Below are 16,160 nucleotides of genomic sequence, written 5' to 3'. Positions count from 1 at the left end.
ATGACAGACCAATCTTTGTGCGTGCTTCTTGTCGACGATGAGGCCAGCCTGCGAAAGCCGCTGGCAAGGATTCTTCGCGAGCAGTGTGGATACATCGTTGATGAGGCGGAAAGCTTTCAACAGGCATTGGAAAAGGTCGAAACCCGGTCAGAATCATTTGATGTAGCGCTGATCGATGACATGATAATTCCCTCTGGGGAGAATGAACCGGAACCTCTAGGCATCGAATTGATGAAGGCCATTCGCGATCGAAGCCAGATCACTGAGTTTATTCTGTTTACAGGTTGGGGCCTTGACTCAGGCTTGGAGGCAATGCGTCAGGGCGCATACCGGTATATCCGCAAGCCGTTTGATATCGACGAATTGGCATTCATGATCGAGTATGCCGCCGAGTATCGGAAACTGAAGGAAGGTGCGCATGAACGTTTAATCCTGCGGAATTTGATGAAGAGTGGCGTGGCTCTTTTAAGCGGTTCTACCCTAGAAGAGATACTACAGAGCATCGCAAACGGCGTACATGCTTTGGGATTCGATAGAATACGCCTGTATCTTTGGGATGAAGAAAGCCAATGCTTGATCGGGCAGGCCCACGTTGGTATGGAATCTAGTTTTGTGGGTTTTAACATTCCACTGAACGAAGATCAGTATATGCAAAGGCTTTTAAAGAATCCCCAATCCACTATTTTTCGGTTGGCTGAAGGGGAAATAGCCGCGCGCGAAAAAGATCTAGGTAAGGAGAATGTGATTGAGTGGGCATGTGTTCCCCTTATTTTGCACGACCAGGTAATTGGAAAAATATCGGCCGATAACAAAGAAACAAAACGAAGAATTACATCGTCGGAACTGGACCCAATATCCATTTTTGCCATTCAAGCCGCTGCCGCTATTGAGAATACTCGATTGCGTCAACAGGAACATGAAGCTTCCTTAAAAGCTGAGTGGCGCGCTCGGAAACTTGAAGCGATTCAGGAGGTAAGTGAAGCACTAAATGAGAACTTAAACTTAACCGAAACTCTGGAAGTAGCCTGCCGCGCCGCCGTGGAACTCTTTGACGTCGATCACAGCGGCTTAGTTCTGTTTGATCCGAATCTCGCCCAAGGAGTAGTCAAGGCTGAATTTCCGAAGAATATCAACACAGTAGGTACGATCATTCAAGTCGACGGCGTTTCTGACGAGGAAAACCTTGTGCGCTCAAAACGGCCTTTGGTAATCTACGATGTTGCCAATCAACAGGCTCTGGGACCAGTCCGGGACACCTTGCGAGGGTTTGGCATCGAGTCGATTCTAGTTGTCCCAATGATCTTTAACGATAGGATCATCGGCTCGTTTAGCCTGGATGCGATAGGACGAAAGCGAAGATTTAGCCAGGACGAGATAGATCTGTGCATGATTCTGGCCGGACAGGTAGCGTCTGCGGTGGACAATGCGCAAATGTACGAGGTCACCAGAGAGCATGCCGATTATTGGCGGCAATTCATGACTAATTCGCCGACAGCGGTGATTGCCAACGATCTCCAGGGTAGGGTGATCGGCCTAAACCGTCGCGCGGAGGCAATTCTGGGCTATCGCCAGAAGGAATTGCTGGGACAACCTGTGGGGGAACTCTATTTCCGGCCGGAGGAAGCTCACAATATCGGTAATCGACTACGCGCTTCTGCTGATGGCAGGATTGCCGACTACGAAGCCCTTCTGCGAAGCAAGACAGACCAGCCTGTTTCCGTGCGTTTGGCAGTAACCTGGCTCCGTGATGCGCTGGGGCAAACAGTAGGAGCTCTTGGTCATTTCGAAGACATCCAATATCTGGATGCCCAATTACGGATATTCGCACAGTCTGCCATTTACCAACGCATAAGCGATTCCATCCAATCGGCCGAAGGCCTCAGCGAGGTTTTTTTACTGATCCTGACAAGTGTCACCGCAGGATTTGGCGTAGGTCTCAATCGAGCAGCCATATTTTTGCGAGAACCAGATGAAGACAAACTCGTTGGCAAGATGGGTGTTGGACATCTGCATAAGCATCAGAATCAACGAGTCTGGGACGAGTTCCGAGTGCCAGAACTCAAAGGTAGTGAGTTCTTCCGCAGGTATTTGAGGTTCATGGCTTTGCCCCGGACACCAATTGGAGACCGGATCGCTGATCTTGGAATCGACATTGATCCGGATAAGTCCGACGTTTTCTCACAGGTGATTCAATCAGGTCACTGGCAGCGACTGGAATCACCGGAGGATATTGCACAATTACCACGAATCTTCCGTGAGAAATTCGAACCGCAAGCACCTTTGGTTGTGGTGGCACTCCGTTCTCGGGCAAGAGTCATCGGTCTCCTGGTTGCCGATAACAGGTTCACAAGGGATCCGATTAGCAATGAAACAGTCCAGTCGCTGATCTCGTTCGCCAATACGGCCGCCATTGCCATTGACAACGCTAAACTATTAGACGACACTAAACGTCAAGCGATTCAGTTGGAGCGGGTACGACAGGGTGCCTTGCGCGTGGCAAATCAAGTCGAACAGGCACCTCTTCTCGAAGAGATAATCACGCGGGCTGTGAGGCTTCTTGATGCGCAAAGTGGCGGCGTCTATGAATATGATCGAGAGCAAGAAGAACTGACTATCACTGCGGATTTTCCAGGAAATCGTGGGGTCGTCGGGCAGGTCTTGAAGACTAATGATGGCATGGCGGGAAGGCTCGTGCAAAGCGAAAGGCCCTACCTGGCGACCGCCGACTACTCTACCTCTATTTACCAGGCCAGCAATTTCCGGGAAGGACACCCTTTCGGCGCGGTGATAGAGGTACCGCTGCGATGGCGGAAGGAGATCGTTGGCGTACTCTACGTGGACGATAAGATAGGCCGAAATTTTGGAGTCAGCGACGCCAACCTACTGCAAATGTTCGCAGACCACGCCGCGACCGCTTTGGTTAACGCGAAGACATTGACCGCATCTGAGAATGCCCGTCGCGAACTGCGTGGTGCCTTTGAGGCAGCCGTTACCCTGACTGCCATCGGCACACCTGAGCAAGTACTTGAAGACGCCGTGGAACGTGCATGGAAAATAGCTCACGCCGAATGGGTGAGCGTGGTCCTGATTGACAACAGGGGCCACGCCCGAAATCTTCTTGTCAAAGGCGAAGGAGGTGTCAACGATGTCGACAGGATCGTCAGAAAGGGGTCGAAGGAATCGATCTCCCGACAGGTAATTGATTCCGGCATTCCAGAAGTTATCGAAAACGTCGAAACACACCATCGTCCTGTCAACCAATACATGAAAGACCGGGGTGTTCGCGCTGCGCTTTGCTTGCCATTTGCGGTGCATGATGAGAGAATCGGGGTGATGTGGATCCATTACAATGAACCCCGACGTTTTCAATCATTTGAGGTAGATGCTTTGCAGCTTTTCGCCAACCAGGCGGCTGTTGCTTATGATAATTCGCAGAGGATTGAAACCCTGGAGAATTTGCATGAGTCAACTGGCAAACTGACCGCCGCGGATAGCCTGGGCGAGGTGTTGGGCCAAATTACAGCGAGCGCGGTTCAAGTGCTTCGAGCCAAATCGGCTGCAGTCTGGTCTTTTGACGAAGCCAAAGAAATCTTCCTTATCGAAGAGTCGACAGCCGCGGGGATATCCGAAGATAACTGGCATGCATTCCGGAAAGCGGCTCCTCGCGTGGATGGGACAGCGACAATGGTCATGGATCAGGGTTGGATCGGCGTCGAGGACATCCTGGATGAGAAAAGTTATCCCTTCCTTGGGGCAACTACCGCTCGACGGCTTCGGCTAAATGGGGTCCGTAGCTTTCAAGGTGTTTGCCTTCGAACTGGTGACGAAAAGCTGGGTGTCTTGTACATTAACTACGGCCGGCCGCGCGGTTTCACGGAGGAAGAGAAGCGAATTACACTGGCATTCGCAGACTATGCGGCTCTTGCACTCAAGAAGGAGCGGCTGCGTCGACGCGTTAGAGAAGCACATGCCACAGCACGGTTGGTCGCCGAGATGACGGTTCTGCAGGGACTTGAGAACACTTTGGAATCAGTAGTGATGGGCACCAAGGAAGTCCTGAGATGCGATGCCGTAGTTCTCTATGCATATGATGCAGAGAATGATCGGTTTGATTATCCACCGAGAATGACCGGGGTGAATGACCCTGACATGGTGAACGATACTCATAGTTGGCTAAAGAGTTCTCTTGTGTTCAAAATACTGAACAGCAATAGGCCTTACATCGATGTGCCGAACACTTCCAAAGACCCCATGTTTATGAACAGTGACTTCTCTCGGAGAGAAGAGATAAAATCTCTTGTGGCCGTTCCACTACGCGTAGGTGATGAGCGAGAAGGTGTGATGTTTATCAACTATCGACAGCTCCATCGTTTCACCGACGATGAACTCACCGACATTCAGCTTTTCGCCAATCAAGCAGCCGTGGCGATCCACGATGAACAATTGTTCGAAAAGGCAGACAGGCGTGCCGGCGTTCTGGAAGCACTGAACAGAGCGGGCCGAATCGTAACCGGGTCCCTCGACTCTGATGAGACTCTGAAGCGCCTTGTAGAGCAGGCTTGGCATCTTGCTGGAGATGAGAATCGGCCAGTCAACTTCGCATGCATCCGACTGATCGAAAACAATGCGGCAAGACTAGTTTCAGCTTTTCCAGCCGAAAAACACGAGAGACTTCGTGAGTGCCTCACTAAAGAAGTAGATTTGGAGGAAGGCGTTGAAGGCCGTATTGGTATCATGGGGCGAGCTGCCCGAACCGGAATATCTCAGCTGGTGGGTGACGTTGAGAATGACCCCGACTATTTGAAGTGTCATCCCGCAACACATTCAGATCTGGCAGTACCGATCAAAATCGACGGGCATGTCATCGGAGTCATCAATGTTGAACATCCAGAAAAGGATGCATTTGATTATTCCGATAAGATGGCGCTGGAGGCCTTGGCTGCGCAGGCGGCAGTCGCGCTCGACAATGCCCGACAGTACAGAGACATTCAGGAAATCAAGGGCTACGTAGGCTCGCAAAATGCTGTAGATTGGATGAGGATGGTGGCGAGCAGCTGGGGACACAGCATTAATCGAGAAGTAGGAGAAGCGTTAGCTCACGTGAAGCTGTTGAAGAACCTGATGGGACAGAATGAAGAAATGCTGCGAGAGGCCGAACAACTCGAGAGGAAGATCAAGGAAATCGAAAACATTCCCATAACAGAACCTTTGACATCCGATGGAACTGTCCAATCTTTGGACATCAACAGCACCTTAAAACAGTACTTTGAAAGAAGATGGAAGAAATATCGCTACAACGAAAAACATGGTATCGAGTTGGTACTCGATCTACAAGATGAAACGGATCAATTGGTGAACGTTCGCGCAAGCAAAGCCTGGATGCGCGAGTTGCTCACGATACTGACAGAGAATGCTGTCCAAGCTATGGAAGGATCAAGCCGGCCGGATAAAACGGTGATTGTTGGATCCTGGCTGGTAGACAATCATGTTCAGATATCAATCAGGGATACCGGGCGAGGAATCCCTTCCCCCATTGCAGCCCTGGCTTTCAAGGGGCGGATTCCGAAAGAGCCTGGGGAAAAGGGATCTGGTTCTGGCCTGTTGCAGGCTCTTGCAATTGTCAAGGCCTTTGGTGGCGACATCAATGTTGTCCATTCTGACAGCGAAGGCACAGAAATTTGCTTCCGGTTACCCTGTGAGAAACCACGTGGGAAAGAATAGTGACGCAGAAATGCCTTTCTGCTCGTTTTGAGGTTGAACTCGGCCAGTCGAGCTGACAGCGAGGTTTTCCTAATGTATGATCATTCAAAAACGATTCTATTCTTGGATAATAGGAAGAGCTTTTTAGACCTAAACGCGCGACTCCTTGAACACGAGGGATACCGGGTAAAAAAAGCGCATACCTTGAGAGATGCAGATAGAATTTGGCAAGATGAGTATTTCCAAGTCGCCATCATAGACATTCGCATGCAAGACGATGATGATCCGGAAGACATAAGCGGTCTTCTTTGGGCACTGAAAGATACCTGTCAACACATTCCCAAGATTATTCTTACCGCCTACGAGCAAGAGCATCTCCGCGAAACGCTCGACTTGGTTCTTGACGACCAGTCAATGATAGTCGGCTTTGTCAGCAAGCCTGAAGGCCCTGACAGATTGCATGATGTGATCGAGAAAGTTTTCGCCAACCATGTTCGAATCAACTGGGACCTGCCAATCCACTGGAGTCGGCAATCCTCATTTCATCACTTGCTTCAACTGATCGCGCCCGAAACGAACAGTATTCGGATTCCGGACCGCGCTGCCGAACTTGAAGATCTCTTTCGAAAGCTCTTCTTCGCCAATAAACAGATTACTATCGGCCAAGTGCTGCGTCGCGGCAAGGGGCAGATCGACACCGAGGTGTTCGCATACGGTGGAAATGAACTGCGGGGACAATGTGTGGTCTCTTGCGGACTGCGCGAACCCATTTTGGAGGAAGCAGGGCGCTTCGAAAACCTGGTGCCAAGAGGTGCTGGTCGAGGCAGCACGCGTATGGCCAGTAACGGTTTCAAGGAAAGTGTGCGGTTTTCCGCAACTGCCTATCGCCTTGTGGATGGCGACCTGGAGTCGATGGAGCCTTTGTCGGTGTACTATCGTCGGCACAGCGCTGACAGCGTTAGAGCGGCTTTGGAGCAGCTCTACCAGACCTCACTGGCGCCCTGGCACAGTTCCAAACAAAGCTATGCCGAGGACAACAGCCTGCAATCACTTTATTTCGATTGGCTGGGGTTGGATGGCGAATCGATTGAGGCCACCTGGTCTGACAGAATGGAAAAGCTGTGCCAAAAAGCCATGTCTGAAGGCATGGCGCGCATCGATTGTTCACCCGACGCCCTCAGCTTTGACCTGCAATCAGGCTCGACCCTCTCTTTCCCCAACCCTGGCCGCTTGTTCGCCGAGAAACCGACCCTCATCGAACATCCCGTGCTCTGTGGCGTTACTCACGGCCGAGTTGATACCGACTCGGTGTTGGTGGATACAGCAGGATGGACGTGGCTCATCGGTTTTAGCCATGTGGCAGAGGGACCGTTGCTGCGCGATTTTGTCCGGCTGGAAAATGCCGTGAAGACCTATTTACTTGACGGCATGGGACTGCCTGCGCTTCACCTGTTGGAACAGCACCTGTTGGCCGTTGACAGTCTGAACGAAACCGTGCCCACCGAGCGTCTGTCGCCCGCACAAGAGAAGATCGCAAAAAACGTGATGCAGATTCGCCGGATTGCCGCTGAGACGGCTGGACCCAACCTGGATGCCTACATCGCAGGTCTTCTGGCCTGTGCCCTTGCTCACGTCGCCACCTTCGATCCAGGCGTCGAGTACTTCACGCGCCGCGAACTCATGCCGTTTGTCCGGAGCCTTCTGCAGGCGGCCATGCTGTATGAGAGGCTTATGGGAACAGCGCAACCGCCCGAGGAACTTCCGGCACAAGCCAGCTCAAGCCTGTGGATAGATGAGGCAAATAAGGTCGTTTGGGTCGAAGGACAACAGAAAGATTTGACTCCTCAGGACTTTTCTATCCTCAGTTATCTGTTTGAGAACGCCGGGAACCTCTGCACCCGCGCCACAATCATCCAAGAGGCATTAGGCGAAGAAGAGGGGGAGGGGCTGGCGATTTGGGAGCGCAGTCGACTCAACAGCGCCATGAGCCGGTTGCGCCGAAAGATCGAGGTTGATCCTGAGAACCCCAGATACCTCATCACGGTCCGAGGACATGGCTACCGACTTGAACTCGAGCTCTAAAACGTTTGGTTCTTTCAATTCAATTGCAACCTTTTTGCCAGCAATCAGCACCGAAATGTGATGATTCGGCGATTCTGTTGAGTGCCCACTGCCAGCTATCCCACAGCAATTCCTCGTGACCTGAAAGATTTCGGCGATGGACTTAGCCACACATTATTAGCCAACTGTGTCACATTTTTGGGGTGAAAAGCACTTAAAATAAAGCCAGCACCATCGGTGCCAGGATTTGTAAATCAAATCCAAGCGCGCAAAGGAGAGACCATGATGGGTTTGCCGGCTTCATTTCTAGGCGCAGTGTTTCTGGGCGTGGCTCTGACCATAGGAGCAATCAACGCACTCGTATTTCGCGTGAGTGAAGAGAGAAGCGAAAGCTGCCTGGGATTTCTTCTCGTCTTCATCGCGCTGAGTATATCAGGTTTCTTCTTCTACCTGGCGTTCACATTGGCATGAGTGGGGAAGAACTGTGCATAGGTAAACCCTCAAGACTCCCTCCAACCCGGCTTCCGCGCGGCGAGTTCGCGCCCTTATTTGCAATCATAACCTCCTCTCGCAGTTAAAACCTGGCCATTCGGTGAAAGAATCGTCCTACGGGATTCACTCCTCCCAAGTGAGGAATCAGCGCTGGTTTCCCGTCCTCGCACTTCACCGTGCGGGTGTCGCGGCATCACTCAGTCAGTGACGCTCAACAACTGGACAATCCTAATTCCCGGCCTCGAGCACCAAAACGGCCCTGGTACCAAAAGTGCAGGTGCTTGGAGAGCCTTGAACATCGATGGAGGACAACCAAAATGCGAGTAAGATTCCGCTGGCTCAAGACCTTGGTGGTTATGGCTCACCTCACGACTTTGCTGATGGCGACAATGCCACTGTCCAAACTGGCGACAGATCAGGCAGCCGCTCCACCACCGATGATAACCGAAGAGGAGTGCCAGGACACCCACTGCGGTTAGGTCATTTCGGAATGGGGATCCTCCTCATGAGGGTCCCCATCAACCCTCAATGCAGCCCTAACCTGGTTCATGTGGGTTGTCACGGAATGTCGAAGATTTTCCAGGTTTTCAATGCTCTCGTCGCCATCCAATTGCTCGATGGCATCTGCGAAGATTTTCATTGCCGCTTGATATCGACCCGTGGAGAGGAGCGTTTGTCCCAGGCCGTCCATAGCGTTGACCATCAGTCGAACGTTGCCGATCTCGCAAGCGTACTCAAGGCCTGACCGGTAGGCTCGCTCTGCGTCATCCCACTGCCGTAACTGTCGATACACCATTGCCTTGTTGCCGAAGACTGTTGCCAATCGCAGTTTATCTTGCGTCTTGCGAAATACCGGTTCCGCCATCAGGTAGAATTCCAGCGCCCTGGCCAACTGTTTGGCTGACATGTATACGTTGCCCAAGTTCATTCTTGCAGCCGCCTGGTGGACAGGATCTCCCACCAATTCAAACAGTTCAATGGCTTTTTCATAAGAGGCGATGGCTTCGTCGTAGCGCTCCAGTGCTCGATAGGTTGTACCGAGGTTTGTCAGGCTCCAGGCAGTCATGCGGCCGTCGCCGTGCTGTTTCCATATTTCCAAGGATGCCTGATAAGAGCGTGATGCACTTTGCCACTTCCGCTGGTCGAAGGCGATTGTGCCCTGAACAAATAAAGAATATGCTCGTTCAGAATCATCTGCCTGCAGCAGCTTTTGCGCTTTTTCAACCAACCCGATTGCCTTGCCAAGGCGACGCTGAAGGCGGGCAACGTAGGCATGACGATTCAGAGCTTTGGCCAGGTTTCGAACATCATCCGTGGATTCCCACCGGCTTGCGCTTGCAACAAACTGAGCGCAAGCCAGGTCGTATTTGCCAAGCAACTGATAGAGGATTCCCAGGTGAAAGCGAAGTTCGGCTTCGGCTCGGCAATCGCCAAGGACCTGGCTCCGGTAGATTCCCTTCTCCAAAAAGGGAATCCATTCATCACGATAGCCAGCCTGTTCCATTTCGGATGCCATGGTTAGCAGCAGATCGCGGGCGAACGGCCACGCGTCCGTGAGACCCAAAGCGAAGCTCAGAACGTGAAGCGCCTGATCCCGATCGCCGGATGAAATCGGATTCTGGGCATCCTGAACCGTACCAAGCATGTACCCGGCACTTCTGACAATGTAATCCTGGAAAATGTCAGGATAATGGGAAGAGTGCTCAGGAATTAACATTGGGACTGCCACTTGGCAACTTGTTTCTGAAGGAACGCTCGGGTCAGGTTGTGGATTGAGTACCGGCGATGATCTAGTCCCCCGAAGGCATCGACCAGGTTCAATGTAACCAGATGGTCCAACGCTCCCCGTAGCTCAACGTGATCCAACCCGGTGACCTGTGTCAAATAGGCCAGGTCTCCACCCCGGTCCATTACGAGAGGCATAGCCAGCAGGGTTCGTCTGGACAGCTCATCCAGACTTTGCCACGCATGGTAGTAAATATAGGTGTAAAGGACCTCTGATTTTTGTCCGCGCGCTTTTTCGAGGTCACCAAGGATCGTATCCAACCCATGAACGTGGTTCTGACCGACAATCAGACGCAAAGCGAGAGGGTTCCCGCCTACAATCGCGTAGACCCGCTTCAAATCGCTGTCTTCGGATGATTCCAGGTGTGGCAGGTTTCGTGAACGGGCTTCCTGCCGCAACAACCTCAAGGCGCTCGCTTCATCCAATTCGGGCACCACGAAGTGAAACATGTCCGCTTCTGAAAAAAGACTTACCCGAGAGGTCAACAGGAATTTGCTTGGACCCACAAGGCGACGAATTACGGGCATCAGACTCTCGACGTCCAATAGGGTTTCCAGGTTATCGACGACGACCAGGGTTGGGACCTGCTTCAACCGTCTCTGCAGCATGGCCAAAACCTGGTCACCGGAAGGCGAACCAGCCCCGGTCACATCACCCATCAGCTGAGTCACCAGGGCGTCGATCATGGCCTGAGCAGTCAGCGCGGGAGATTCGACCAACTCGATAACGCCGCCGAGGTTAAGGCGATTCCGCTGTGCACTTAACCATACGAACTCATGAAAGCTATCCTCTTCAAATAGTCGGAGTACCAGGGAAGCAGCCAATGAGGATTTGCCGATTCCACCGATTCCTTCCAAGGCAACCATCCATGGTCCCCGAGGGAAACGAAGAGTTTCGGCGAGTCTATTCAGGTGAGCATCCACGCCAACCAGCTGAAACATATTGGCAGAGGATAAGCGAACCTCCAGTTCTTGCCGGCGACCTGCGCGAGCTCGCAACTCCATGGACCAGACGATTTCACTGAGGCGACCTATCGCCCCTTCCTGAAGTCTGTAGACGGTCGATTCAGCCACATGCATCGCCCTGGATACCTGATAGACCATCCTGGCGTCCAGAAACCGTAATCTCAACAATCGTGCAGCGCGCTGGTCTTCCGTTTCCAGGATAGCAAGCGCATCGCGTAATACTTGATTCGTGGCTTGCCTGATGTCGCCATTGTCGGTCATGGCCGCACGCACCACGTGCATCGTGTCAAGGGGGCTGCCGAAAGTCGGATCCCTGTGCCACAGCTTCAGCGCCCGGTGTGTTGCATCTCTCTGATTTGGTGAATTCGCTATCTTGAAAGGCATAGATTCATTTCCACAGCAGGACATTTGAGAGGAATCCGATAGGTACCGTGTAGGTTACAGCAAGACCTTCGGGGATATACTGGACCTGATCATGTCAACCGATTCCCAGGTCATTGAAATGATCAAGACCGAATTCCGGGAATAAAACCAGCGAACGTCGACGCGAAGGAACCAGTGGTCCTTCCGAAATGTATTATAGCATAGAAAAACCCGGGTTAGGAGAGCATCATGATTGCGACCCACGGTCATCCTTACGAATCTTGCCAGCTTGAGGGCACTCGATGGGCCAGAGACTTTGTGAACATCAGAACCTTGCCACCATCACCGGCGCTTCCCCACCGCGTTATGCGCGAGGCTGTTGGATTTCTTCCCCAGCGACTAGCCCGGGAGTTCGGCGCAGAGGTTTTTATCCATGTGGACCTGGCGGCCTCCTTTTTCCGGGTGGTGGCGACCGATTTCCGGAAAGAATTTTGGCATCTGGATCGACTGGAAAACGTGTCTGATACCATCCACTGGTGTGCACTGGGCGGTTCCTTTCTGGCCGATTTCGCCATGGATCCCTCACAAGCCAGGATCTTTGCCTGGGGATTGAACCCAATGCCTCCGGCGATTCGATATGCCCTGGGCGAACTGAAGGGCCGCGATCCAGACAATATCCCGACAGCCGCATGTACACGAGCCGGTGACCTGATCCAGTTTGTGGACCATGATCAGACGAACCTTTCCGCAGCCAGCGTGATCGCCTACTTCAACCTGGGACCTGTCGGCATGCGAGTTGCAGCCAATGGCCGGGCACCCGAGCACCTCTTCCATGACGGGTTCATTCAGTTCATCTTGCCGGGCGTTGAATCACCTTATGCGCATCTGGTCGATAGGTTTTTGCAGCTTACAGGCTTTCCAATAATGGGGATCACCTCGGGCAATTTTTCCTCCAAAGGAAGGTACAGCGCCAGAAGTGGTGGGACTCACAAAGATCTGGGCGAGATCCAGGAGAACATGGGTTTTCTGGGCATCCCGATCCTGGCCGGTCCCATCTCCGGACAAGGCATGGAAGATTCCCGGCTTTCGATGCACGAGCGGTATCGGAGACTCAATGCGCCTTTCGAGGTTCTGAGCGACGACCAGCGAGAGAACGCCGTCGATCTGCTACCAACGTCGGTAACCATCGTCAGACCGGACCGATCTGGCCAGGAATGGGCTGTGGTCAGACATGGCTCGCTACACCATTCGATGATTCAAGAAAGGATGGCCGGACACGGCATCAGGATCCGTTTGGAGACGGAAAGCAGGCTCAGGGTGAGCCAGTATTGACACCGTCTATTTTGATCAATGTTGAACAAGATGTCACTACAAGTTCATGTACAGTCACCGGCTCACAGCGGCTTCAGCCCTTTGGCCTTCGCTTCGATTCTTCCGGGGGGAAGACGAAGATGGGTCGAAGATTCAAAGGCATTGGATGGTTCGTCCAGCGGTCTGATCGAAACTGGAATGAACCGTCCAATGCCTCACAAACCTTTGGCGACCATCGTTTCTCAAACCTGGTGCGTTCCGGACCGCGTACAGATAGGCCCTCCCACATATGATCTTGGTCATGCCGAAGAATCCGGATCTGTGTTGCACTGAGGTCGTCTACATTTGTCTGAAAGGAGATCCCGATGAAGACTCGACTCGCAGCTGCAAGTACCCTGCTAATCATCCTCGTCGCCCTGCTGGCACTGACCCTCAGTCCCAGCGCCGGGGCGGTGCCAACAAGTATTGAGGTGGGCTTCCTGGTCGATGGTTCGGGCAGCATAGCACCTCCCGATTTTGTCATCATGAAAAATGGTATCGCCGCCGCCATTGAAAACCCCAATTGCGTTCCCCAGGATGGCAGCCTGAACCTGACAGTTATTCAGTTCTCCCGATCGGCCCGAGTGGAGCTGAACCCGGTGCAAATCACAGCGGCCAACGCTGGCGCCGTGGCTGACACGATTCGTAACATGAGCGAGATGATGGATGCGACCAACTACGAGGCTGCCCTCAACCTGGCTGTCACAACTATGCCGCTGACCAGCGACTATTCGGCCATCAATATCACCATGGATGGACTTCCCACGGTCACCCTGCGGGGGACGGCAGCGACATGGGCACTGATATCGCCTCTGTCTCCGGCCAGCTAACAGGGACCGGGCTGTTCCTGCTTATCGAGGTGCACAATCCCCCGTTCCACCGCCAGGCTGAGGTAACAGCAACGCTGGACGTGGAACCAGGGGAACATGTCTGGCCTGGACATCCGGCAGACCTTCGGGTGAGCCTGGAGCCAGGTTACGTGTCAATTTATCGCGATGACCAGTGGACCAATAGCGATACCATTCGTCAGGGTCGCGGCGTAGCCTACGAGGTGTTCATCCCGCGCGAGAAGATACCCTATGCCGAGTTTCTGCACGGCATGTGGATCGACATCGAGCTGGAATATTCGCTGGAAGATCAACTGGCATGGCAGGCTCCCGGCAACAGGATTTCCCGGCCAGCCAGTTCATTTCCTGCTATTAAACAGCCAGCCAATCCGCGGGCGTCAAGGACTGGCCTGCAGGAATAAACACGCTGGACTGCGTGTTATGCGAACAAGTCATTTTGGAAGGCATATCAGATGAGTTTCACAGAGCGACTTTGCAACCGACGCGACACTGCGCGAGAGAGACGGCCCTTGCCGCTCTGATCTTGGTAGTCATTGGAATCGTTGCGGCGCTGGGAGGCGCGGGGGCTGGGACATCGTCAATGCAATCCATCGACGGCGAAAAGCCACGCGCTTCCCTCGGCCACAGCGTTTTTCTGGAGAGTTTCCCGAGATCGCCGGCCTACGATAGTTGTGGCGGGCAGATCGCGCCTGCCGTCAACGAGGCCTTCGAGCAAGCGGTGGTCAATGGCGACGGCAACGAAAACAGTTCCACAAGACATGTCTCGCCGTTGGGCCGCCCCAACACCGCGCGCTGATAAGCACGAACCCGCTCCGTCGTCGGTGTGATTCCCTGGCTGCTCAGTACGATGCGGATTAACTTTCCCCAGGTACGCTGGATTTTGGGCTTTTCGCTGAACAGATCCGTTATCCCGATCGCTTGGTGATACCCGGCCACATCCTCCAGTTCCCGTTTACCCCGGTGCGCCCAGGTGTTCAGCCGCCGGTTCACCTTCTCAAACGAGTTGCCGCCACCCTCCTCCATGCCGACGAACCAATACTGGCCGCTGTAATTGCCGTATCCGTAGAATTGGTGGGCGAACTCGTCGAGTAGCTGATCGTCAAACAGTTTGGTCATGTTATCCTGTCTTCGTAGAGATCCCCTGCCAATCCCGTTATCAAATCAACATGGGCAATCCGCTCGCGCCAGGCCGCGGGAATTCCCGCGACACCATAATACGCCCCCGCGATCTGCCCGTAGATGGCTCCGGTCGTGTCCGCGTCATTGCCCAGATTGACCGCCAACAAACATCCTTCTTCAAACGTCGACGACCTGTGAAACGCCCACAGGGCCGCCTCCAGCGATTTCACCACATATCCGCTGCCAATAATCTCGGGTGGCTTTTTGCGTTTGAACGAACCCAGGGCGATCTCGTCGATCTCCGAACACAGCGGCGACCGCGCCCACATCCCTGCTACAGGTGAATAGCCTTCCGGCAGCAGTTCCTCTTTGGAGGTCCCTTGCAGCGCACCCACGATCAATCCCCCGAAGTAGCGGCAGGCGTCGAGGCAGGTCAGGGCCCCATGAGTGGTACGGGAACTCTCCGCGCTCATGGCCACCGCCCTTTCCGGGTCCGAGGCAAAGAAGAGGGGCACTGGCGCCAGGCGCATCAGACTGCCGTTGCCGGCCGAGTAGGGATCGGTCGAGCCAGCCAAGGGATCACCGGTCCGACGGTACTTCTGCAAAGCTTGACTGACCGTATTGCCGATATCAAAGCAGGTGCCGTTGCTGCTCAGGTAGCCCTCCTGCCACCACTGCACATACCGGTCCATTTGATCGCGCGCATCGAATTCTCGACATTTGACCAGGCTCTCCGCCAGGCAGAGGGCCATGGATGTATCATCGGTCCATTCCCCCGGTTTCAAGCGGAACGGCCCACCGCCAACCAGGTCGGTCACCGGCGGGAAACTGCCCGGCGGCGTGAGCTCCACGGTCGTGCCAACGGCATCGCCAGCCGCCAGTCCCAACATGCACCCCTCGTATCGCATGAGCGTTGTGATGACCGGCCCTTCCTCCCATCGCAGGATGTATTGTTCCTGTTCGCGAGTTTCCGGCGATTTCCGATAGGCCGATTTCGGACACCCCTGCCAGAGTTCGTGCAGCCGATCCAGGGCGGCCTGCCTGTGATAACCATGCCGGGCCAACCAGCAGCCGATGATCACGCCGGTTCGTCCGATGCCGCCCAAACAATGGACGTAGACAATCCGTCCCTGATCGAGATGCTGGTCAATCGCGTCAAGAATGATTGTTGTTTTCTCAGGGGAATCGGGTATCGAAACATCGCGTATTGGAAATCGCCGGTGCGAGGCCTTCCCGAGCAGATCTGCGTAGGGAAGCAGGCCTTCATGTTCTTCGGTCAAGTCGATGAAGGCCGAGATCCCTGCATCCTCCAAGGCCTTGATTTTCGCTGCCGAGGAATCTTGATACAGGGTCCGCGGATATTCCCCGGCAAGTAGTTTGCCCGGAACCACCCAATAACACTGTTCTATCGGTCGTGACATCATCTTTCGGTTACCCAATCCCCGAATGTATAACGGAAATCCTTTGCTTCGATTG

General features: G+C 53.5%; 11 protein-coding genes. 7 read left to right on the top strand and 4 right to left on the bottom strand.

Going from position 1 to position 16,160, the window contains the following annotated elements; translation table 11 throughout:
- The 4 genes from U9R25_08100 to U9R25_08085 all read left to right on the top strand — a co-directional run bounded on the left by U9R25_08100 (nucleotide 1) and on the right by U9R25_08085 (nucleotide 8,732).
- On the top strand, nucleotides 1-5,721 hold the full coding sequence (locus U9R25_08100; GenBank protein ID MEA3335860.1) for a GAF domain-containing protein: 5,721 nt from the start codon (nucleotides 1-3) through the stop codon (nucleotides 5,719-5,721).
- 72 nt (nucleotides 5,722-5,793) lie between these two features.
- Entirely contained in the window at nucleotides 5,794-7,782 is a 1,989-nt protein-coding gene (locus U9R25_08095) for a DNA-binding response regulator (GenBank protein MEA3335859.1), read from the top strand.
- A 261-nt stretch (nucleotides 7,783-8,043) separates the two neighbouring features.
- Complete coding sequence (locus U9R25_08090; protein MEA3335858.1) at nucleotides 8,044-8,232, top strand: hypothetical protein; 189 nt, start codon at nucleotides 8,044-8,046, stop codon at nucleotides 8,230-8,232.
- 338 nt (nucleotides 8,233-8,570) lie between these two features.
- A complete protein-coding gene (locus U9R25_08085) occupies nucleotides 8,571-8,732 on the top strand; it encodes a hypothetical protein (protein MEA3335857.1) in 162 nt (53 codons plus the stop codon).
- On the opposite strand, the gene U9R25_08080 is transcribed toward U9R25_08085, so the two are convergent.
- Together U9R25_08080 and U9R25_08075 are read right to left on the bottom strand one after the other, a co-directional pair.
- A complete protein-coding gene (locus U9R25_08080; GenBank protein MEA3335856.1) occupies nucleotides 8,729-9,970 on the bottom strand; it encodes a tetratricopeptide repeat protein in 1,242 nt (413 codons plus the stop codon). The genes U9R25_08085 and U9R25_08080 overlap by 4 nt on opposite strands.
- A complete protein-coding gene (locus tag U9R25_08075; protein ID MEA3335855.1) occupies nucleotides 9,964-11,388 on the bottom strand; it encodes an NB-ARC domain-containing protein in 1,425 nt (474 codons plus the stop codon). The genes U9R25_08080 and U9R25_08075 overlap by 7 nt, the downstream gene beginning before the upstream one ends.
- Nucleotides 11,389-11,616: 228 nt before the next feature.
- Here U9R25_08075 and U9R25_08070 point away from each other — a divergent pair, with 228 nt between their 5' ends.
- The 3 genes from U9R25_08070 (at nucleotide 11,617) to U9R25_08060 (ending at nucleotide 13,966) form a co-directional block, all read left to right on the top strand.
- A complete protein-coding gene (locus tag U9R25_08070) occupies nucleotides 11,617-12,699 on the top strand; it encodes a hypothetical protein (protein MEA3335854.1) in 1,083 nt (360 codons plus the stop codon).
- 344 nt (nucleotides 12,700-13,043) lie between these two features.
- Nucleotides 13,044-13,547: a vWA domain-containing protein gene (locus U9R25_08065; protein MEA3335853.1), complete on the top strand. Its 504-nt coding sequence runs from the start codon at nucleotides 13,044-13,046 to the stop codon at nucleotides 13,545-13,547.
- Nucleotides 13,511-13,966, top strand: coding sequence for a hypothetical protein (locus tag U9R25_08060; GenBank protein MEA3335852.1), 456 nt, complete (start codon nucleotides 13,511-13,513; stop codon nucleotides 13,964-13,966). Before U9R25_08065 ends, U9R25_08060 begins: the two co-directional genes overlap by 37 nt.
- 259 nt (nucleotides 13,967-14,225) lie before the next feature.
- Here the strand turns inward: U9R25_08060 and U9R25_08055 are convergent, their stop codons facing one another.
- On the bottom strand, nucleotides 14,226-14,681 hold the full coding sequence (locus U9R25_08055) for a hypothetical protein (protein ID MEA3335851.1): 456 nt from the start codon (nucleotides 14,679-14,681) through the stop codon (nucleotides 14,226-14,228).
- Nucleotides 14,678-15,604, bottom strand: a complete 927-nt coding sequence (locus U9R25_08050; protein MEA3335850.1) for an ADP-ribosylglycohydrolase family protein — start codon at nucleotides 15,602-15,604, stop codon at nucleotides 14,678-14,680. The genes U9R25_08055 and U9R25_08050 overlap by 4 nt, the downstream gene beginning before the upstream one ends.
- Nucleotides 15,605-16,160: the final 556 nt, after the last annotated feature.

Source organism: Chloroflexota bacterium, from assembly GCA_034717495.1.
Taxonomy (GTDB): domain Bacteria; phylum Chloroflexota; class Anaerolineae; order JAAEKA01; family JAAEKA01; genus JAYELL01.
Note: the sequence above shows the minus strand (reverse complement) of the source record. Positions and strands in the feature narration are given on the sequence as shown.